The organism is Parahaliea aestuarii (assembly GCF_008064635.1).
Lineage (GTDB): Bacteria > Pseudomonadota > Gammaproteobacteria > Pseudomonadales > Halieaceae > Parahaliea > Parahaliea aestuarii.
Genome location: NZ_VRYZ01000005.1, coordinates 325238 through 345925, shown reverse-complemented (window position 1 = coordinate 345925; position 20688 = coordinate 325238). Strand labels below are relative to the sequence as shown.

The window sequence follows — 20688 nt, the reverse complement described above, 5'->3', positions numbered from 1 at the left end:
ACGCTTTCTCCGCGCTATTGGTAGCCGGCTATGGTATGCCCCCACCCCGGAGCGGGCAAGCCGGGTGCACTAAAGCGGTTCCCCTTGGCATTTGAACGTGTATAGAATGGCCCGCTAAAATTTGCCAAGGGTTCCAAGCCTGTTATGTCTGAGTCGGTAGCCTCCGCCCTGTGGAAGAATTTCCTCGGGCCCTCCCCCGCCTGGTATAAAAAAACCATCGTCGCCTTCCTGCTCCTGAACCCGGTTTTCCTCTGGGTGCTCGGGCCGTTCGTCACCGGGTGGATTCTGATCGCCGAATTCATCTTTACCCTGGCCCTGGCCCTGCGCTGCTATCCGCTGCAACCGGGCGGTCTGCTGGCACTGGAAGCGGTGATACTGGGCATGGCCTCGCCGCAGTCGGTCTACGACGAGGCGCTGGCCAACTTCGAGGTGATTCTGCTGCTGATGTTCATGGTGGCGGGTATTTACTTCATGAAAGAACTACTGCTGTGGGTATTTACCAAGATCCTGCTGCGGGTTAAATCCAAGGTCGCCCTGTCACTGATGTTCTGCTTCGTGTCGGCCTTTCTATCGGCGTTCCTCGACGCCTTGACGGTTACTGCGGTGCTGATCAGCGTCGGTGTCGGCTTCTATGCGGTGTACCACAAGGTCGCTTCCGGCAAGCAGATTGCCCATGAGGACTCACACGACCACGCCGACGACAACAGCGTCCATGAAAACCACCGCACTGACCTCGAGGATTTCCGCGCCTTCCTGCGCAGCCTGCTGATGCACGGCGCGATCGGCACGGCACTGGGCGGGGTGTGCACCCTGGTCGGCGAACCCCAGAACCTGCTGATCGCCACCGTGGCGGACTGGAGCTTCGTGAAATTCGTTACCATTATGGCGCCGGTCACCATGCCGGTACTGGTGAGTGGCCTTGTGACCTGTGCCCTGCTGGAACTCAGCGGCAAGTTCGGCTACGGCGCCAAGCTGCCGGACAATGTGCGCCGGGTACTCGAGGAGTTCCAGGAGCGCGAGGAGTCGCGCCGCAACGACCGCATGAACGCCCGCCTGCTGGTGCAGGGCTCGGTGGCCGTTCTGCTGGTGGTGGCGCTGGCTTTCCACTGGGCGGCTGTGGGCCTGATCGGGCTGATGGTGATCGTGCTGCTGACAGCATTCAACGGTGTGGTGGAGGAGCACCAGATCGGCCATGCCTTTGAAGAGGCCCTGCCCTTTACCGCCCTGCTGGTAGTGTTCTTTGCCGTGGTGGCGGTGATCCACGAGCAGCACCTGTTCACCCCGGTGATCAACGCGGTGCTGGCCATGGATTCGGATATCCGGCCGCCCATGTTCTTCCTGGCCAATGGTGTCCTGTCGATGATCAGCGACAACGTGTTTGTGGCCACGGTCTACATCAATGAGGTCAAGGATGCGCTGGATGCCGGCACCATCACCCGCGCGGAATTCGACCAGCTGGCAGTGGCAATCAACACCGGCACCAACCTGCCCAGTGTGGCGACGCCCAACGGTCAGGCAGCGTTTCTGTTCCTGCTGACCTCTGCGCTGGCGCCGCTCATTCGCCTCTCCTACGGCCGCATGGTGATCATGGCTGCGCCCTACACCCTGGTGTTGGGCGGCGTGGGCCTTGCCTGCGTGGCGGCGTTTATTTAGCGGACTCCCGCCACAAGACCCTGCCGCCGCTGCTCGCCGCAATCGCTTCCAGTTGCGCCTCGTGCGCCGCCAGTTCCCCGGCGCTGGGAGCGATCACCGGCAGCGGCCGGCGGTCGGCCGCGAGCCGGCGGATACCCTCGCCGCCCCGGCTGCCGCCTTCGCCCTCCCCGTCCTGATCAGACAGGGTGAGCATGGTCTGGCCGCCGGTCATGGCCAGGTAGACATCCGCCAGAATCTCCGAGTCCAGCAGTGCGCCGTGCAGGTCGCGCTGGGAGTTGTCCACCATGTAGCGAGTACACAGGGCGTCCAGGGTATTGCGCTGGCCGGGATGCTTCTTGCGCGCCATGGCCAGGCTGTCCACCACGCTGCACACCGCGTCCACATCCGGCAGTCCAGCGTCCAGGCGGCGCAGTTCGGCGTTGAGGAAGCCGATGTCGAAGGCCGCATTGTGAATGATCAGCTCGGCGCCGCTGACGAATTCGAGAAAGTCCCGGGCAATCTGCGCGAAAAGCGGCTTGTCCTGCAGGAAATCATTGGTGATGCCGTGCACTTCGATAGCGCCCTGGTCCACTTCCCGCTCGGGATTGATGTACTGGTGGTAGTGGTTGCCGGTCAGGCGGCGGTTCATCAACTCCACACAGCCAATCTCGATGATCCGGTGGCCCTGGCTCACTTCCAGGCCGGTGGTTTCGGTGTCGAGTACGATCTGTCTCATGCTCTCATCTCGTCGATGCCGCGGTTGGCAAGCTGGTCGGCAATTTCATTTTCACGATGGCCGCTGTGCCCCTTCACCCAGCGCCAGTCCACCCGATGGCGCTGGTTCTGCTCGTCCAGGGCGCGCCACAGATCCTCGTTCTTGACCGGTTTGCGCGCGGCCGTTTTCCAGTCTTTGGCCTTCCAGTTGGCCAGCCACTTGGTGATGCCGTCACGCACGTAGACTGAGTCGGTGGTGAGGGTGACAGCGCAGGGTTCCTTCAGTGCCCGTAAGCCTTCGATGGCAGCGGTCAGTTCCATACGGTTGTTGGTAGTGTCGGGCTCTGCCCCGTAGAGCTCGCGTTCCCGACCCTGGTAGCGCAGCAGGGCGCCCCAGCCGCCAGGGCCGGGATTGCCGCGGCAGGCACCGTCGGTAAAAATTTCTACAACCTTCAAGCGGCACTGTCTCCTTTGGACCGTGAGGTGGGGGCCGGCCGGGTAGCCGGCTTGGGTACGGCCAGATCAATCAGCCGCGGGCTGCGCGAACGCTGCACCGGGCGCACCTGCCCCGCCACCTGCTTGATGGCGTGCACCAGGTAGACGCCGCCGATGGGTAGCCCGTGTTGTGTACACCAGGCGTTGGCGGCCTCGATGCCCCGCCGCAGGCGCCCGCGCCCCGCGGGCGGCAGGGCAAAGCAGTGGTGGACCTCTTCGACTTCCAGCCCCAGCAGGTTGAGCCAATCGTGCAAGCGCCAGGTGCTGATAGCGCGCCGCTGGCGCCAGAGGGTCGAGCCGAAACGCGAGGACAGGGCCATGCCCATACCCGGCAGGCTGGCGGGGTTGAAGCCGATGATGAACACACGCCCCTGGGGGGTGAGAACCCGGTGTATTTCCCGCAGGGCCTGATGCGGATTGGCGCAGAACTCGAGCGCGTGATGGGCAATCAGCACATCCACACTGTCGCTGGCCAGGGGCAGCTCGTAGGCCAGCGCCTGTAACCCGACACGTTCACCGCGGTCCGGCGCCACGGCGATGCGGTGGCGGATCGGGCTGCTCTCGAACAGTGGGTGGCAGCCAGTCACACCCACCTGGACCAGGTGGTAGCCGAAGGCGGTATCCAGCTCGGCCGCCAGCTTCGCGCGCAGGCATTCCAGCAGGTACTCGCCCCTGGGGCTCTGATACCAGGTTTCCAGTTCCGTCAAAATCTCGTTAAACTCTTTCCTCGGCGCGCGGTCAGATAGCCGATGCCGAAGCCCCTGCGGGGTGCTTACAGTGCGTCAATGGTACTGGATTTTCAGCTCAATTGAACGGTGCGCCATGCTTTCAATACTGCCGATTCCGGCATTCAACGATAATTACATCTGGCTTCTGGAGCACGCCGGGGAAGCGGTAGTCGTCGACCCGGGCGAAGCCGGCCCGGTACGGCGCACCCTGCAAGAACGCGGCCTGCGTCTTGCCGGAATATTGATCACTCACCACCACTTCGACCATGTTGGCGGCCTGCCCGAGTTACTCGCGATTCACGATGTACCGGTGTGGGGGCCACACAATCCGGCCATCGAAGCGATCAGCGAGCGGCTCGGGGCCAATGACCGGGTCACCGTACTTGGTCACGACTTCGAGGTACTGGAAGTGCCTGGCCATACCCTCGACCACATCGCCTATTTCCACGCTGGCGACCAGCCCCTGCTGTTTTGCGGCGATACCCTGTTCGCCGGCGGTTGCGGGCGACTCTTCGAAGGCTCGCCGGCAATGATGCACCAGTCCCTGCAGTCGCTGGCAGCGCTGCCGCCAGAGACGCTGGTTTACTGTGCCCACGAGTATACCCTCGCCAACCTGGCTTTCGCGCGAGCGGTGGAGCCGGACAATCACGACCTGGCCAAACGTGAAACACACTGCCGCAACCTGCGCGAGCGCAGCGAGCCCACAGTGCCCACCAGTATCGGGCAGGAGCTGGCCACCAATCCCTTCATGCGATGTAACACGGCCGCCTTGCGCGATGCCCTGAGCCAGCAGGGGCGCCTGGAGGGCGCTTCCGGTGCCGAGGTATTCGCTACCGTGCGGGCTTGGAAAGACCATTTCTAGCGAAGAAGATAAAATTTGATTTTCAAAGACTTATATCGACTATCTGCAGTCGTTTGCAGCATAGCTCTGGCGGCGGGTTGCCAAAGCCTGGCGCCGGAATCGGCCGATGGCCGGGCGGGACAGGCAGAGACCACAACGGTGGCCGGCAAGGTGCCCGCGAGATCGCCAGTTACGGCACAACCCCTGCCCCGGCGCCCGACTCCCCTGCAGCCGGTGGACCAGGACGCGGAAGACCTGTGGCAGCGGCTGGGCGACCAGCTCTCCTGGCAGATCACCAACAACGACCAGGTCAAGGCCGCCCGGCAATCCTTCCTGCAGCAGGACAACTACCTGGATGTGATTACCGAGCGCTCCGCACTCTACCTGTATTACATCGCCGACGAGGTGGAAGCCCGCGGCATGCCGGCGGAGATTGCCCTCCTGCCCCTGGTGGAAAGCACCATGGACCCCTTTGCCCGCTCTCCCAACCACGCGGCGGGTTTGTGGCAGATCATGCCGGCTACCGGTGAACACCTGGGGTTGACCAGCAACTGGTGGTACGACGGGCGCCAGGATGTGCGTGCATCCACCCGGGTGGCGCTCGACTACCTGGAGGCACTGCAGGCGGATTTCGACGGCGACTGGCTGCTGACCCTGGCGGCCTACAACTCCGGCGCGGGGCGCGTGAACCGCGCAATCGCAGCCAACGAGGCCGCTGGCAAGCCCACCGATTACTGGTCGCTGCCCCTGCCAAAGGAGACAAAGCGCTACGTGCCAAAGCTCCTCGCCCTTAGTTCCATTATCGGCAATCCCGACCGCTACGGTGTCGAGTTGCCGCCGCTGCCCAATGACCCGGCCTTCGTGGCCACCCCCACCGGCGGCCAGATCGAGCTGTCTCGCGCCGCGGAGCTGGCCGGCGTGGACGAGGACCTGCTGCGGGCCCTGAACCCTGGCCAGCTGCGCTGGGCCACCGCCCCCAACCAGGCCCACGAACTGTTGCTGCCCCCCGACGCCGCGCCCCGTTTTGAAGAGGCTGTGGCCGAACTCGGCAGTGACGAGCGGGTCCGGTGGGAACACTACCGCATCCAGCGCGGCGACAGCCTGAGCAGTATTGCCCGGCGCTTTGGCACCGAGGTCGGCCTGTTGCGGGACACCAACCACCTGCGCGGCAACCTGATCCGCGCCGGAGATACCCTGCTGATTCCGCGGGGAAACCCCGGGTCCGGCAGCCTGGCCAAGAGTGGCGGCACGCCGCGTAGCCATGGCTACCGGGTGCGTAAAGGCGATTCACTGTACCGCATCGCCGGCCGCTTTAAAGTGTCCATCAACGACATCATCAGCTGGAATTCCCTGAACCCGGGGGCCTATCTGCAGCCGGGCCAGCAGTTGACCCTGTACCTCAGCGACGACGGTTGATGGACGCTGCTGACACTTGCTTCGTTACACCCTTCGGCACCTTTGACCTGCAGCGCTACCCGGCCCGTCCGCGGGAGCCGCTGCAGGCCTGGTGTGCTGCCGACGGCCTGTTGCTGGAGGCAGCGGCGGAGCTGGATGAACCCTCCCGCGCCTCAATCGTGGTTGTCAACGACGACCATGGCGCACTGGCCTTGCCCCTGTCCGCCCAGAGTCTATGGACCGACTCAGCCCTCAGTGCCCGCGCGACGGCGGATAATTGTCGCCGCAATGAGCGCCCGCAACCTACCGTCACCTGGAGTCTGGATACACCACCCCCCGCCTCCCTGCTAGTCATGCGGGTGCCGAAACAGCTGGAGTTCTTTAGCGACCAGCTGACCCGTATCGCAGCCAGCCAGCATCCAGGCACACGTTTGCTGGTGGGCGGCATGGACAAACACCTCTCGCCACACACCGCGAACCTGATCGAGCAGTATATTGGCCCCACCGAACGCCACCGCGGCCAGCGCAAGGCGCGGATTTTCTCAGCGCAGGTCAGTGCTGAGGCAAAAGCGCACGGTCACCGGGAGGCCGACAGGTGGCGCGCTTACCTCTGCCAGCCCCTCGCGGCGGAACTGCGCGCCCTGCCGAATACTTTCAGCGGCGATCGTCTGGATGGCGGCAGCGCCCTGCTACTGGCGACCCTGGGCAAGCTGCCGCCGGTGACCCGCCTGACCGACCTCGCCTGCGGCAACGGCGTGCTGGGCCTGGCCGCGCTGTCACAGGGGCTGGCGGGCGGCGTACTGTTCTGTGATGAGTCGGCGATGGCGGTGGCTTCCGCGAGGGCCAATGCGCAGCGTCTGTTTCCCGATCACATGGATGCGCTACAGTTTCACCACGGTGACGGCTTGCTGGATGTCGAACCGGCGACGGCGGACCTGATTCTGTGCAACCCGCCGTTCCACCTGCAGCACACGGTGGATGAATATGCCGGCCGCCGCCTGCTGTCGCAGGCCGCCCGGCATCTCACGGACGGCGGCCAGCTGTGCCTGGTCGCCAATCGACACCTGCGCTATCTGCCCCTGTTGCAGCGCACCTTCCACAAGGTCGAGCACATCGCGGATGACCGCCGCTTCAGTGTGTGGCTGGCCAGCCGTCCGAAACGCTGATCACCCGACCCGTCCCGCCATCAACTCATCCACCAGCAGGCCGAGCTGATCGGTGGCGCAACCGGTGTAGTGGTGGTGGAAGTAACCCGCGACGTCGCTCTCTTCCCGATTGACCTCGATCGTTGTCGCGCCGGCGCTGCGCGCCAGTTGCACAAAGCCCGCCGCCGGGTATACCGCGCCGGAGGTGCCCACCGCCACAAACAGGTCGCAGGCTCGCAGGTGGGTCTCGATGGTGTCCATGAAATGGGGTATCTCGCCGAACCACACAATGTCGGGGCGCAGGCCGCCGCGGGCTTCGCAGCAAGGGCATTCGCTAGCCCTGTCGAACTGTGGCAGGGCCGGCTGTCGCTGGCCACAGTGCAGGCACAGCATGGAGCGCAGTTCGCCGTGCATATGGCAGACCTGCTCACTGCCGCCGCGCTCGTGAAGGTCATCCACGTTTTGCGTCACCAGAAACAACGCATCCCCCAGCGCCGCCTGAAGGCGTGCCAGCGCGCGGTGGGCGCTGTTGGGTTGCACATCTTCCAATTGCCGGCGCCGGGCGTTATAGAAGCGGTACACCAGGGCCGGGTCGCGGGCGAAGGCCTCCGGCGTGGCAATGTCCATGGGGTCGTGGTTTTCCCACAGGCCGTCGGCATCGCGAAAGGTCGACAGGCCCGAGGCGGCGGAGATACCGGCGCCGGTGAGTATGACAATTTGATCGATGGCGCGCTGCCGGTAGTAGAGCATGGCGGGAGTGGTCCGGGGCCGGGTAGAAGGGTTTACAGTAACGGCTCTGGCAGCCAGTGAACAGATAATAACAGGGAGCAGTCCGCGTGAAGTTCGTCCTTTCCACCTCTTTCAGTACCGTCGCCCACCTCACCCAGTTGGCCCCGGTGGCAGACAGCTGCGGCTGGCACGCCATGTCTTTTTCCGACCACGTGGTCAATCCGGAGCGCATCAGCAATCCCTATCCCTACACGGAAGACGGCTCCCGCCGCTGGCAGCCCTTTACCGACTGGCCCGATCCCTGGGTGACCATTGGCGCGCTGGCGGCGATCACCGAGCGGCTGCGTTTTACCAACAATATTTTCGTGCTGCCCATGCGCAACCCCTTCCTCGTGGCCAAGGCCATCAGCACCGCCGCCATTATCAGCAACAACCGGGTGACGCCGGCCTTTGGCGTGGGCTGGTCGGAGGACGAGTTCGGCCTGTTGCAGCAGGATTTTCGCAGCCGCGGCAAGCGCACCGATGAGATGCTGGAAATCATGCGCCTGCTATGGACCGGCGAGATGGTGGAGTACCACGGTGAATACTACGACTTTGACCGGCTGGAGATGAACCCGGCCCCGAGCGAGCGCATTCCGCTGTGGATTGGGGGTATTTCCAAACCGGCCATGCGCCGCGCCGCCCGCCTGGCCGACGGCTGGGTCACCGACCTGCAGACTTCGGCGGACATTATCGAGAGTATCGAGCAGATTGACAGCTGGCGCCGGGAATACGGCCGCGACCACGAGCCCTTCGAGGTGATGGCCACGCCCTCGGACGCCTGGGATATCGACGGCTACCGCCGCCTGGAAGACGCCGGCGTGACCCACATTCTGACCATGCCCTGGGCTTTCTACCACGGCGAAACCGAGGATGTGCAGCTGAAACAGGATGGTATTCGCCGCTTTGCCGACGATGTGATCGCACACTTCGACGGCGGCAGCTAGCTCACGTCTACCGGAACCAGCTGCGCCAGCGCCGTAAAATACAGCGCGCAGCGCAGCGGCTCCGTCCCCAGGCTGGCCATCGCGTCGCGGTACCCGGCCAGCTGCTCGCCGTAGCGCACGACCTCTTCCTGCAGAAAGTGCTCCAGCGGCATGCCTTCAGGGGGGCGGCTGGATTTGTAGTCGACAATCCAGCGCTCGCCGGTGCCGGCGTCCACAAAGCAGCGGTCGATCACAATGTCGTTGATAACACCGTCCTCACGCACCCGCGTCAGCGGCAACTCGCAGTGGCTGGCCGGGTGATCGCTGCGCAGTAGCCAGCGCCCGGCCACCTCGTCGGCCAGCGTAGTGTGAAGAGCCGCGATGACCCGCTCCAGGCCCTGCGCCAGCGCATCGCCGCTCAATCCGAGACTGGCCAGAGCCCAGACGCTGAAGCTCTCTTCATCGGCGCCGGGATGTTGCGGCAGCACAGGCAGTGTCGCCAGCCGCTCCAGGTTCTGGTGGATGACGGTGCCGACATGGCGTTCCAGGCGGTTGTGCGCCGCTTCCGGCAGGTTCCCTGTGCCCTGGTTGAGGTCGACGATCGCAGGCGCTGAAGGCGGCAGCTGGCGCTGGCGCAGCAGCCCCCCCGCTCCCCTTGCCTCATCCGCTGTGACAGCGTCACCAGCCTGCGCTTCGACGACGCTAGCGATGTCGGCCACCGCGGGCCAGATAGTGGCCAGCAGGCTCTGGGCTCCCGGATCGGTCACACCGCCCTTCTTGCGGTCCTCGCTAAGGCAGGCGCTCAGTGTAAGGCGGCGAATGGCGCGGGTTGCGCCCACATAGAGCAGGCGGGTGTTTTCCAGCAGACGCTTGCGTTTGCGCTGGCTGGCCAGGAAGTTGTAGAGACCGGCGCTCTCCTTCTCGCTGTGATCATCGGCAGCCAGCAGAAATCCACTGTCCCCGGCGCGGGTGGTGATTTCATCCCACAGGAACAGCGCACGCTCGTCACTGCGGCTGCCTTTGCCGAGGGCGGGGATGAAGACATGGTCAAATTCCAGCCCCTTGGCCTTGTGCAGGGTCATGATTTGCACCCGGGCCCCGGCGCCGCCGGCATCGGCGTAGAGACGCTCCAACTGGTTCTGCAACCACGGCACATCGAGGACCCTGCCCTCCAGTTCCCCCTGCTCGAGCAACTGGAAAAAGCGCTCGGCGTCGTTGAGAAGCTGGGTACTGGCGGCGGTGGCGGGACCGCCCAGGCGCAACCACAACAGTTCCAGCCAGGCCCGCTGCGACAGCCGGTCGCGCTGCTGTTCCGCCCAGGCCATGGCCGCCGCCAGGTGCGCCACCGCGCGCTGCCCGCAGTTGCTCAATACCGCACCTAGTTCGAGTTCGGTGGCCACAGCCATTGGGTCTGATGGCGCCAGCACCAGCAAGCGGTGCAGGTCAGAAAGGGTCAGTCCGCAGTACGGCCCGCGCAGCAGCGCGGCCCAGGCCACCCGGTCGGCGCTATTGGCCAGCACTCGCACCAGACTCATCAGGTCCATGATCACACTGGACTGCGACAGGCGATCCATATCCTGGGCCGCAAAAGCAATGCCGCGCCTTTGCAGGCCCTGCACAAAGTCCTGTAACTGGGGGCGGCTGCGCCCGAGAATGGCGACGGTGCCCTCGGCATCTTCCGCCAGTGCCGCCGCCACGCCGTCGCAAAGTGCGGACACCTCCGCGCTGGCGGCGTTGTCGCCGTGGAACACCTGTACCCGCACCGCTTCGCCGTCGCCGCCCGGTTTGACCGACTGGGCAGTACTGAAGGCCACCTCGCCGCGCCCGATGTTGTCCTGCGCCGGAAAGGCCCTGGCGAAGGTGGTGTTGACCCAGTTCACCACACCGGCCTCGGAACGGAAGTTGCTGCGCAGCTCCAGGTAGCGCGGTACCACGCCATTGAAGCCCCGGTCCCGGGCCTGCAGAAACAGGCCGACATTGGCGTCGCGGAAACCGTAAATGGACTGCATCCCGTCGCCGACGATCAGGAAGGTGCGGGGGCGCCCGGGAGACATCTCATTGTGCTCGGCCCAGCCCCGGGTCAGTCGCCGCAGTAATTCGTACTGATTGATGGCGGTGTCCTGGAATTCATCCACCAGAATGTGTTCGATGCGGTAATCCAGGCGCAGGGCGAGGTCGGTGGGGGCGTCGTCATCCCCCAGTGCCTGCAGGGCGGACTGGGCCACCTGGCTGTGGTCGACACTGCCGCGACGCTCGAACACCAGCAAGAGCTGGGCGGCCAGTACCGGCAATACCCGGGTCAGGTGCACCACCAGGCGCCAGCTTTCACTGTCCTCCCCCGGGGTGGGCAGCAGGGTAACCTCCTGCAGCGCCTCACTCAGGCCTTCGCAGGCGCTGAGTTCCGCCAGCACCGACTGCAGGCGGGCCTTCATCTCCGCCGGCCGGCCCTTGTCGGCGGGGAAGCCCTCCGTTCTGGTGATGCGGCTGCGCCACTTGCCGTCACGGGTCAGCAGGAAATGGCGCAGAGCCTGCCAGGCAGGCAGATCCTCCACCCGGGCGGTCGGCACGCCGGGAGGTTCCTGCTCGCCCTTCTGCTGCGCCGCAAAACACTGCAACTCGTAGAGCTCCCCGAGGAAAGGACCCATCTGCCGCTGCAAATCACCGAGCGCGTCGACCACCATGGCCGCCACCAGTTGTTCCAGTGCGGCCTGGGCCGCGAGCGGCTCTCGCCCCACCCCGAGATAGGTGAGCCACTGCTCGCGGCGGGCCAACAGGCTCTTCAGCAGTTCCGCCAGCCGATCCCAGTGATTGTCAAAATGCAGCATCAATTGCTGCAGATCCTCTACCACCGGATACTGCGTTTCCAGCAAGGCGAACAATTCGGCCACGGCTTCGGCATACAACGGGTCGGCATCATCCACCGCGCGAACCTGTGCGCCAAAGTGGCTGAGCACCGGCATTTGCCGGGTCAGCGCGCCGCAGAAACCATCAATCGTGCGGATACTGAGCCGCGCGGCGTTGGCCATCAGTTGCCAGCCTTGCCGTTCGTCCACCGCCAGCGCCGCCAGGGCAAGATCGCGGGTACGCTGCTGGTGGGGGCTGCTGCAGGGCTCACCCGCTCGTGCCTCGTGCAGGGCCTGCATCACCCGCTCGCGCATCTCGGCTGCCGCCTTCCGGGTAAAGGTGATAGCCAGCACCTGCTCCGGCCGCTCCACCCGTGCCAGCAGGGCCAGGAAACGCTGGATCAGCAGTTCCGTCTTGCCCGAACCGGCCGGCGCGCTGACGCAGAAACTGTGCAGCGGATCGAGCGCCGCTTCGCGCTCTGCGGCATCGACAATACTCATGCCTCTTCCTCCGGCGCAGCACCCTCGCCTGTTACACCGATTCGACACAGACTCTGCAGACCACAGTAGGTGCAACTGCCGCTGTTGAGCGGGTCGACCGCGGCCTCCCCCGCCAGGAACTCCTGCGCCAGGCGCTGCACGGTTTCATGCCAGCGCTCCAGCAATTCCGGCCAGCTATCCAGTGGCTCTTTGCGGCTGGTTGCGCGCGCTATGTCGTCTTTGATACCCGGGGCGACCTGGCGTGCACCGAGCCCCTTGTAGGTCGTGTGCCGCGCCTTGACATGGGCGAAGGCCAGGGCCTCCACCGGCGCCTGGCTGGCGACACTGTAGAGGGGCAACTGGGGCAGGCTCGGCCGCTGCCCGAGCCACTGCGTCGCCTCGCAGCTACCGGTTTTGTAGTCGATGATGGTGACGGGGCTGGCGCTGTCACCGTGAGCGGCAATTGCACTGCGGTCGATACGATCGACCTGTAGCTGCAACTGCAAAGCACCCAGTGCGATTGCCTGGCGCTGCTCACGCGCGACCACGACGAAGGGCTCCCGCTGGCGCTCCGTCTCCAGCCACTCCTCCAGCAGTGCGAGCAGATAGCGCTGTTCCTGCGCGATACAGGCATGCCCCACGGCCAGGCGCCGCATGGCTGGCAGGGCGTCGATGGCGGCAGAGGTTGCCCGTACCAGCAGGTCGGCCTGCGCATCCGCCGCCAACGCCTGCAGTGCCGCCGACTCACCCAGCTCTCCCCAGATCACATACAGAGCCTGGTGCACCAGCGTCCCGCGCTCGGCCGCTGTCAATGCCAGGCTGGGCTCTGACAGCGCCTGCAAGCGCAAGCGGCGGCGGGCAAAGGCGCGGAAGGGACAGTGCGACTGGTCTTCAATCAGACCGCTGCCGCCGCCAATGCGGGCCAGCTCCTCCGCGTCCGGCAACGGCGCAACAGCGTCTGGCAAGGTCTCGACGTCACGCTCCCGCCACTGTTGCAGCCAGGATGCCGGAGGCCCCTCGTCGTCACTCGTCGCTTGCCAGCTGAAATCTTTCAGCAGTGCGCTGGGCAGCTCTGGCGCGCCGTCGACACTTTGGCTGTAGCTGGCGATGAGGGTGTCGCAGTGGGCGCGGTATTGCTGCAGCAGGCCATTGGCGTAGTGCCACTCGCGCTCTGCACTGGCGTGCGGCATGGCGCACTCGCGCTGTAAGGACAGCGGCAGAAAGGGATTGGGGCGCGCCGGAGCTGGCCACTGGCTGGCCTGCATGCCGCACAGCCAGAGAGCATCAAACTGCAGGCCGGCCGCCTCCAGCGGACCCAGCACCTGCACCCGGCTGTCGGCCGTGCGCGGCTGGAAGCTGGCGTCCTGGCAGCACTGACGCAGCAGTGCCAGCGCTTCGCTGTAAACCATCGGGCCGCAGACCGCATCGAAAGTGGCGAGGCTTTCAAGCTGTCGGTAGCCCTCTTCCACCTGCTGGAATTCCAGGGAGTCCAGCCCGCCCTCCCCCGGCCAGCCCCACAGGGTCAGCAGCTGGTGAAAGTGCCCGGCCCAGACTGAGGGGAGCGACCGCTCGCGCAGCTGCCGCATACCGGCACAGCTCAGCAGCACCTCGCCGAGGCGCAAGTCCTTCGCCAGGGTACGCAGAGCACCCGCGTCAACCTGCTCGCGACCGTGATCGTGCAGTTTTGCAACAAATGCCAGGCCGGCTGTACTGTGGCGATCCGGTAGCTGCAGAAAACGCGAGCGCAGCAGTGCCAGTACATCCTGTACATACACTGCGGCATTCACCGCAGACAGTGCTGTCAGGGCATCGCGCATCACGGGTACTTCGGCCAGCTGCCAGCCGGTCGAGAAATTGACCGGCAGGGCGGCGTAGTCCGCATCGAGGCAATTGAATTCGCGCCGTAACAGGTACTCCAGCCGCTGGCGGTCGCCGCGCATATCATCCAGCACAATACCGATACTGGCTTGCGGGCGCGCAGCGCAGGTCTCACGGGCCCAGCGCGCCACGGCGCGCAGCTCACTGTTGCGGTCGGCATAGGCGCGGGCCTGGCACGCAGCCGCTGCAGCGGGTTGTGGCAATTCCTGCACATCCGCGCAGCACTGGTCGAGCGCCGCGCGCAGCAGGGGCGGCACCTCGTCGAAGGCGATCAACAGCGCGCGCGTCGATGCCCGGCTGGCGGGCCGCTCTGCCGCCTGCAGTAAAGCAATGACATCCAGGCCCGTCGCCAGGTTGCGCTCCTGCAACTGGATTTCGAAGGCTTCGTGCCAGCGCAGGAATGTGGAGCAATCCGTATCCAGGCGAAAGCGGGCGGCGATGCCCGGATCGGCTGGGTTCACCTGCCAGCGCAGGAGTTGATTGCGGGCCTGCTGCGCCTGGCTGGCGGTTGCCTCCACCTGCAGCAGACTGTAATCACCCTGGCGCTCGTCCTCCTCGATAGCCTGCCGCCATACCCTCAGTGCCAGCGGCGTGTCGAGCAGATGCCGGCGCAGCGCTGCCTCCTGGCAGGCGCGCTGGTGCCAGGCCTGCTGCAGCCAGCCCTCCAGCGGATGCACCGGCAGCGGTTGCCAGGCGCGATGGCCGGCGGCGAGCTGGCGGGCATCCCACTCGGCCTTGATACGCCGCGCCAGGCGCAGGTTGGGTGTGAGTAGTACATAGCCCTGCCCGATATAGGGCAGCAGCGGCTCGAGGTCGTAGCGTGAGCCGGCGGTATCGCGCGCCAAAGGGCGTCCTCCTTGATCCTGCACGTCCCGGGGCCGTTCTACCCAAAGGCCGCGGGCTGCTATAGAATGTCGCGCCCTCCTGCGGGCGAATGGCATACCTGTTACCACACAACTGCAAGCCATGGGCCGGCGCGAGAGGCAAATACTCTAGCAGGTAAGCAGTAATGAGCAACACAGCCGTACACAATATCAATGTCGCCTCACAGGATGTGCTGATCACCCCGGAGCAGCTGAAAAGCGCCCTGCCCCTGAGCGAAGCGGCCCAGCGGATGGTCACCGGCAGCCGGCAGACCATCTGGGACATCCTCGATCGCAAGGACCCGCGCCTGTTCGTGGTGGTCGGCCCCTGTTCCATTCACGACACCGCCGCCGCCATCGACTACGCCAAACGCCTGCGGGAGCTCGCCGACGAAGTCTCCGATACGCTGTACATCGTCATGCGCGTGTACTTTGAAAAGCCCCGCACTACCGTGGGCTGGAAAGGCCTGATCAACGACCCCCACCTCGACGATTCCTTCAAGATCGAGGAAGGCCTGCACATCGGCCGCCGGCTGTTGCTGGATATCCTCGAACTCGGCCTGCCTACCTCCACCGAGGCGCTGGACCCGATTTCACCCCAGTACCTGCAGGACCTGATCAGCTGGTCGGCCATCGGTGCGCGCACTACCGAATCCCAGACTCACCGCGAGATGGCCAGTGGCCTGTCCTGCGCCGTCGGCTTCAAGAACGGCACTGACGGCGGCCTGACCGTGGCCACCAATGCCCTCAATTCCGTGGCCAAGCCGCACCGCTTTCTGGGCATTAACCACGAGGGGCAGGTATCGGTTTACACCACCAAGGGCAACCGCTACGGCCATGTGGTGCTGCGCGGCGGCAGCGCCGGGCCGAACTACGATTCGGTGCATGTGAAGCTGTGCGAGGATGCGCTGGCGAAGGCGAAGGTGCCACAGAATATTATGGTGGACTGCTCGCACGCCAATTCGAACAAGCAGCCGGAGTTGCAGCCGCTGGTGGTGGAAGATGTGACTCACCAGATTCTGGAGGGCAACCGCTCGATTGTCGGCCTGATGATCGAGAGCAATCTGAAGGCGGGCAATCAGTCGATTCCGGAGAATCTTGCGGATCTGGAGTACGGTGTTTCGGTGACGGACGGCTGTATCGATTGGGATACGACGGCGAAAACGCTGCGGGATATGCGGGCAAAATTGAAGGATGTGTTGCCGGGGCGTAACTCGCAATGACTGTCGAAGAGTGCTTCTTTACCTGGTAGAGCGACCACAGCAGGTCTTATTTGCCATAAATCGATTTTGATGGCGGCTCGCAACACCGGTAACCCTTCCGCGAACCGCCAAAAAGCAGACGTCCATGTCGGGCTTGTAGGCGCACGTCCTGTGCGCCTACATTTGCTGAGAGGCTATCGGAGTTACGGGCCGCCACCCAACCAGAATAGAACTCGATCCATCGAAACAAAAAAGGCCAGCAAAATCCAGCCCTTTGATTCAATCGCTGCCTAATCAGTAATAGGCGTTCGACTTGTCAGAATGGTCGGTCATATCCCGCACGCCCGCCAGCATCGGCAGCTGTTCCAGCAGCGTCTTCTCCACACCGCCTTTCAGCGTCTGGTCCACCATCCCGCAGCCCTGGCAGCCACCGCCAAAACGCAGAATCGCATACTTGTCCTCAGTGACCTCCACCAGGCTCACCTCACCGCCGTGGGACGCCAGCGCCGGGTTCACCTCGTTGTAGAGCACATAATTGATGCGGTCTTCCAGCGGGCTGTTCTCGTCCACCCGCGGCAACTTCGCATTGGGCGCCTTGATCGTCAGCTGGCCGCCCATGCGATCCTTCGAATAGTCTACCAGCGCGTCTTCCAGGTAAGGGAGACTGCGGCCGTCGAACCAGGCATTGAATTTCTCGTAGGCGCGCTCTTCGTCGCCCTCCTGCAGATCCCCGTCGCGGGCATATGCGATGCAGGTTTCGGCGCGGGGGGTGCCGGGCTGATTGATGAAAACCCGGACGCCGAGAGCGTCGTCCTGCTTGGCAAGAAGTTCAGCGAGGTAGTCCTGGGCCGATTCGGTGATGGTAACCATAATGTGTTCGATGTCCGTGTTCCGGGTGAATCGCGAGTTTCCGAGTAAAACGGTCAGGTATTCTAGCGCACTCTCTAGCTATCTACGAGAAGTCTTTGAATTTGAACGCCCTTGTGGTTCCTGTTCTGCTAGAATACGCGCCCTCTTCGGCGGAGCCAGCGGCCTCCGGCGACGTCAATCACTACCTTTGAAGCGCAGGACAGTATCATGCCTACCCGCAAGCCCTCACCGACCGCCATTGAGCGGGCCCTGAACGAGCGTATTCTGGTGCTGGACGGCGCCATGGGTACCATGATTCAGGCGCAGGGCTTGTCCGAGGAGGACTACCGCGGCACGCAGTTTGCCGACCACCCCGGTGATCTCAAGGGCAATAACGACCTGTTAGCGCTGACCCGCCCGGATGTGATCAAGCGCCTGCACCAGGAGTTCCTGGACGCCGGCGCCGACATCATCGAAACCAACACCTTCAACAGCACGGCGGTGGCCCAGGGCGACTACAACCTGGAATCGGTGGTCTACGAGCTGAATGTGGCCGGTGCCCGCGTGGCCCGGGAAGTGGCGGATGCACAGACCGCCCTGACCCCCGAGAAGCCCCGCTACGTGGCCGGTGTATTGGGGCCGACCCCGCGGACGGCGTCCATCTCCCCCGATGTCAACGACCCGGGGGCGCGCAATATCCACTTTGATGAGCTGGTCAGGGATTACAGCGACGCCACCCGCGCGCTGATCGAGGGCGGGGTCGACCTGCTGATGATCGAAACCATTTTCGACACTCTCAACGCCAAGGCGGCCATTTTTGCGGTTCAGGGGGTGCAGGAAGAGCTCGGCACCGAGTTGCCGCTGATGATTTCCGTGACCTTCCCGGACACCAGCGGACGGGTCCTGTCGGGCCAGAGTCCAGAGGCCTTCTGGAACGCCATTGCCCACGCCAAGCCGCTGATCGTTGGCAGCAATTGTGGCCGTAGATTCAAGGAGATACGCCCGTTTCTTGAGGAGCTTTCCAGTGTTGCAAGCTGCTATTTCAGCGCCCATCTGAACGCCGGCCTGCCCAACGCCTTCGGTGACTACGACGAAACGCCGGAGGATATGTTCGAGGATTTCCGCAGTTTCGCAGAGCGCGGCATGCTCAACCTGGCCGGCGGTTGCTGCGGCACTACCCCGGCCCATATTGCGGCGATTGCGCGGGCGGTTGAGGGCATTGAGCCGCGCCCACTGCCGCAACCGAAACCGGCCTGCCGCCTGTCGGGCCTCGAGCCCTTCAACATCACCGCTGACTCCCTCTTCGTCAACGTCGGCGAGCGCTGTAATGTCACCGGTTCCGCTGCCTTCAAGCGGCTGATACTGGAGGACGATTACGAGACCGCCCTCAATGTGGCCCGCACACAGGTGGAGGACGGCGCCCAGGTGATCGACGTGAACATGGATGAAGGCATGCTGGATGCCGAGAAAGCCATGGTCACCTTCCTCAACCTGGTAGCCTCGGAACCGGATATTACCCGGGTGCCGATCATGGTGGACTCCTCCCGGTGGAATGTGATCGAGGCCGGGCTCAAGTGTATCCAGGGCAAGCCGGTGGTGAATTCCATCAGCCTCAAAGCCGGTGAAGCCGAGTTCCTGCAGCAGGCCCGCCTCTGCCTCCGCTACGGCGCCGCCGTGGTGGTGATGGCTTTTGACGAGGACGGCCAGGCCGACAACCTGCAGCGGCGCCAGCAGATCTGCCAGCGCAGCTACGACCTGCTGGTGAACGAAGTCGGTTTCAACCCCAGCGATATCATCTTTGACCCGAATATCTTCGCTGTGGCCACCGGTATTGAAGAGCACAACAATTACGCGGTGGACTTCATCGAGGGCACCCGCTTCATCAAGGAAAACCTGCCCGGCGCGCTGGTTTCCGGCGGTGTCTCCAACGTGTCCTTCTCTTTCCGCGGCAACAACGCGGTGCGCGAGGCCATTCACTCAGTGTTCCTCTATCACGCTATTCGCGCCGGCATGGATATGGGTATCGTGAACGCAGGCCAGCTGGCTGTGTATGACGAACTGCCGGCCGAACTGCGGGAGGCTGTGGAAGACGTCATCCTCAACCGCCGCGACGACGGCACCGAGCGCCTGCTGGAACTGGCGGAGCGCTACCGCGATAGCGGCGGTGGCGGTGAGCGCAAGGAAGACCTGAGCTGGCGCGAGCAGGATGTGGCCAAGCGCATCGAGTACGCGCTGGTCAAAGGCATCAACACCTACATCCTTGAAGATGCCGAAGCCGCTCGCCAGGTATTCGCGCGCCCGATCGAGGTCATCGAAGGCCCGCTGATGGACGGCATGAATGTGGTTGGCGACCTGTTTGGCGAGGGCAAGATGTTCCTGCCCCAGGTGGTCAAAAGTGCCCGGGTGATGAAGCAGGCCGTCGCCTATCTGCAGCCCTACATCGAAGAGGAAAAGACCGACAGCAACCAGACCAACGGCAAGATCCTGATGGCCACGGTCAAGGGCGATGTACACGACATCGGCAAAAACATTGTCGGTGTGGTGCTGCAGTGCAATAACTTCGAGGTGATCGATCTCGGCGTCATGGTGCACTGCGAGGAAATCCTGCGGGTGGCGCAGGAAGAGAAGGTGGACATCATCGGCCTATCCGGCCTGATTACCCCCTCCCTCGACGAAATGGTGCATGTGGCCAGCGAAATGCAACGCCTGGATTTCCAGATACCGCTGATGATCGGCGGCGCCACCACCTCCAAGGCGCATACGGCGGTGAAGATCGAGCCGCACTATGAAAACGATCAGGTCATCTATGTACCGGATGCCTCGCGCAGCGTCTCGGTGGCAACCCAGTTGATGGGTGACAACAAGGCGAAATATATCGCCGCGTTGAAGGAAGAGTACGGCGTCGTACGCGAGCGGGTCGCCAATCGCCAGCCCCGCACCCGCACCCTGCCCTACACCGAGGCGGCGGCCAACGGCCCGGAGCTGAACTGGGACGGCTATACGCCCCCGGTGCCCAGCTTTACCGGTACACGGGTACTCGAGGTGCCGGTGGAAGACCTGGTCGACGTGATCGACTGGACGCCCTTCTTCATCTCCTGGGAGCTGGCGGGCAAGTACCCGGCCATCCTCGACGACGACAAGGTCGGCAGCCAGGCGCGGGAATTGTTCGCCGACGCCCAGGCCATGTTGCGCAGAATCATCGACGAGCGGTGGCTCAAGGCCGAAGCCGTAGTGGGCTTCTGGCCCGCGTCCCGGCGCGGCGACGACATCGTGCTCTACACCGATGAATCACGCAGTGAAGAGCTGGAGACTCTCCACCACCTGCGCCAGCAGATGGAAAAGCCCGGCGGCGATGCCAACTTCTGCCTGGCTGACTATATCGCCCCTGAAGGCAGCGGTATTTCCGACTACGTCGGCGGCTTCTGCGTGACCACCGGCCACGGGGTGATGGAGCGGGTGCTGGCCTACAACGCGGATCACGACGATTACAACAGCATCATGCTGCGCGCGCTGGCCGACCGGCTGGCCGAGGCGCTGGCCGAGCACATGCACCGCAAGGTGCGCACCGAGTTGTGGGGCTACCAGCCCGAGGAGCAGTTGAGCAACGAGGACCTGATCCGCGAGCGCTACCAGGGCATCCGCCCCGCGCCGGGGTATCCGGCCTGCCCCGACCACACCGAGAAGGCGACCCTGTTCCGGCTGCTGGACGCGACGGCTGCCACCGGCGTGGAACTGTCGGACAGTTTCGCCATGCTGCCGGCATCTGCGGTGAGCGGCTGGTATTTCTCCCACCCGGAGTCCCGCTACTTCGCCGTCGGCAAGATTGGCCGCGACCAGGTGGTGGATATCGCCCGGCGCAAGGGAATGGAAGAGCGCGAAATGGCCCGCTGGCTGGCGCCCAACCTGAACGCATGAGCATGAGATTGCCG

General features: G+C 64.1%; 14 protein-coding genes. 7 read left to right on the top strand and 7 right to left on the bottom strand.

Features of this window, described 5'->3' with window-relative positions; all coding sequences use genetic code 11:
* The first annotated feature begins 144 nt into the window (after positions 1-144).
* On the top strand, positions 145-1653 hold the full coding sequence (gene nhaB / locus FVW59_RS13215; protein ID WP_148064810.1) for a sodium/proton antiporter NhaB: 1509 nt from the start codon (positions 145-147) through the stop codon (positions 1651-1653).
* On the opposite strand, the gene dnaQ is transcribed toward nhaB, so the two are convergent.
* The 3 genes from dnaQ to FVW59_RS13200 are packed head-to-tail and all read right to left on the bottom strand — an operon-like array spanning position 1646 to position 3548.
* Positions 1646-2368, bottom strand: a complete 723-nt coding sequence (gene dnaQ / locus FVW59_RS13210; RefSeq protein ID WP_148064809.1) for a DNA polymerase III subunit epsilon — start codon at positions 2366-2368, stop codon at positions 1646-1648. The two genes, nhaB and dnaQ, sit on opposite strands and share 8 nt — an antisense overlap.
* Entirely contained in the window at positions 2365-2802 is a 438-nt protein-coding gene (gene rnhA / locus FVW59_RS13205; protein WP_148064808.1) for a ribonuclease HI, read from the bottom strand. The genes dnaQ and rnhA overlap by 4 nt, the downstream gene beginning before the upstream one ends.
* Entirely contained in the window at positions 2799-3548 is a 750-nt protein-coding gene (locus FVW59_RS13200; protein WP_187275881.1) for a class I SAM-dependent methyltransferase, read from the bottom strand. The genes rnhA and FVW59_RS13200 overlap by 4 nt, the downstream gene beginning before the upstream one ends.
* A gap of 115 nt (positions 3549-3663) precedes the next feature.
* Between FVW59_RS13200 and gloB the strand changes: the two genes are divergently transcribed.
* From gloB to FVW59_RS13185, 3 genes are all read left to right on the top strand, one after another.
* The gene (gene gloB / locus FVW59_RS13195; protein ID WP_148064806.1) at positions 3664-4431 is read left to right on the top strand and encodes a hydroxyacylglutathione hydrolase; all 768 of its coding nucleotides are present in this window, start codon (positions 3664-3666) and stop codon (positions 4429-4431) included.
* A 150-nt stretch (positions 4432-4581) separates the two neighbouring features.
* The gene (locus tag FVW59_RS13190) at positions 4582-5826 is read left to right on the top strand and encodes a LysM peptidoglycan-binding domain-containing protein (RefSeq protein ID WP_246139732.1); all 1245 of its coding nucleotides are present in this window, start codon (positions 4582-4584) and stop codon (positions 5824-5826) included.
* On the top strand, positions 5826-6971 hold the full coding sequence (locus FVW59_RS13185) for a class I SAM-dependent methyltransferase (protein WP_148064805.1): 1146 nt from the start codon (positions 5826-5828) through the stop codon (positions 6969-6971). Before FVW59_RS13190 ends, FVW59_RS13185 begins: the two co-directional genes overlap by 1 nt.
* On the opposite strand, the gene FVW59_RS13180 is transcribed toward FVW59_RS13185, so the two are convergent.
* Positions 6972-7700 (bottom strand): NAD-dependent deacylase, encoded by a 729-nt coding sequence (locus tag FVW59_RS13180; protein WP_148064804.1) that lies wholly within the window; start codon positions 7698-7700, stop codon positions 6972-6974. It lies immediately after the preceding gene.
* An 86-nt stretch (positions 7701-7786) separates the two neighbouring features.
* Here FVW59_RS13180 and FVW59_RS13175 point away from each other — a divergent pair, with 86 nt between their 5' ends.
* Positions 7787-8665, top strand: coding sequence for an LLM class F420-dependent oxidoreductase (locus tag FVW59_RS13175; RefSeq protein ID WP_148064803.1), 879 nt, complete (start codon positions 7787-7789; stop codon positions 8663-8665).
* On the opposite strand, the gene FVW59_RS13170 is transcribed toward FVW59_RS13175, so the two are convergent.
* Complete coding sequence (locus FVW59_RS13170; protein ID WP_148064802.1) at positions 8662-11988, bottom strand: UvrD-helicase domain-containing protein; 3327 nt, start codon at positions 11986-11988, stop codon at positions 8662-8664. The genes FVW59_RS13175 and FVW59_RS13170 overlap by 4 nt on opposite strands.
* Positions 11985-14690 (bottom strand): PD-(D/E)XK nuclease family protein, encoded by a 2706-nt coding sequence (locus FVW59_RS13165; protein ID WP_187275880.1) that lies wholly within the window; start codon positions 14688-14690, stop codon positions 11985-11987. The genes FVW59_RS13170 and FVW59_RS13165 overlap by 4 nt, the downstream gene beginning before the upstream one ends.
* Positions 14691-14854: 164 nt before the next feature.
* On the opposite strand from FVW59_RS13165, the gene FVW59_RS13160 reads away from it, so the two are divergent.
* Complete coding sequence (locus FVW59_RS13160) at positions 14855-15931, top strand: 3-deoxy-7-phosphoheptulonate synthase (RefSeq protein ID WP_148064800.1); 1077 nt, start codon at positions 14855-14857, stop codon at positions 15929-15931.
* Positions 15932-16204: 273 nt separating this feature from the next.
* On the opposite strand, the gene nfuA is transcribed toward FVW59_RS13160, so the two are convergent.
* A complete protein-coding gene (gene nfuA, locus FVW59_RS13155; protein WP_148064799.1) occupies positions 16205-16780 on the bottom strand; it encodes a Fe-S biogenesis protein NfuA in 576 nt (191 codons plus the stop codon).
* Between the two features lie 207 nt (positions 16781-16987).
* On the opposite strand from nfuA, the gene metH reads away from it, so the two are divergent.
* The gene (gene metH / locus FVW59_RS13150; RefSeq protein ID WP_148064798.1) at positions 16988-20674 is read left to right on the top strand and encodes a methionine synthase; all 3687 of its coding nucleotides are present in this window, start codon (positions 16988-16990) and stop codon (positions 20672-20674) included.
* Positions 20675-20688 lie beyond the last annotated feature (14 nt).

Coding starts and splice junctions, on each gene's coding strand:
- nhaB (WP_148064810.1), top strand. CDS start 145: ATGTCTGAGTCGGTAGCCTCCGCCCTGTGGAAGAATTTCCTCGGGCCC.
- dnaQ (WP_148064809.1), bottom strand. CDS start 2,368: ATGAGACAGATCGTACTCGACACCGAAACCACCGGCCTGGAAGTGAGC.
- gloB (WP_148064806.1), top strand. CDS start 3,664: ATGCTTTCAATACTGCCGATTCCGGCATTCAACGATAATTACATCTGG.
- FVW59_RS13185 (WP_148064805.1), top strand. CDS start 5,826: ATGGACGCTGCTGACACTTGCTTCGTTACACCCTTCGGCACCTTTGAC.
- FVW59_RS13180 (WP_148064804.1), bottom strand. CDS start 7,700: ATGCTCTACTACCGGCAGCGCGCCATCGATCAAATTGTCATACTCACC.
- FVW59_RS13170 (WP_148064802.1), bottom strand. CDS start 11,988: ATGAGTATTGTCGATGCCGCAGAGCGCGAAGCGGCGCTCGATCCGCTG.
- FVW59_RS13160 (WP_148064800.1), top strand. CDS start 14,855: ATGAGCAACACAGCCGTACACAATATCAATGTCGCCTCACAGGATGTG.
- nfuA (WP_148064799.1), bottom strand. CDS start 16,780: ATGGTTACCATCACCGAATCGGCCCAGGACTACCTCGCTGAACTTCTT.
- metH (WP_148064798.1), top strand. CDS start 16,988: ATGCCTACCCGCAAGCCCTCACCGACCGCCATTGAGCGGGCCCTGAAC.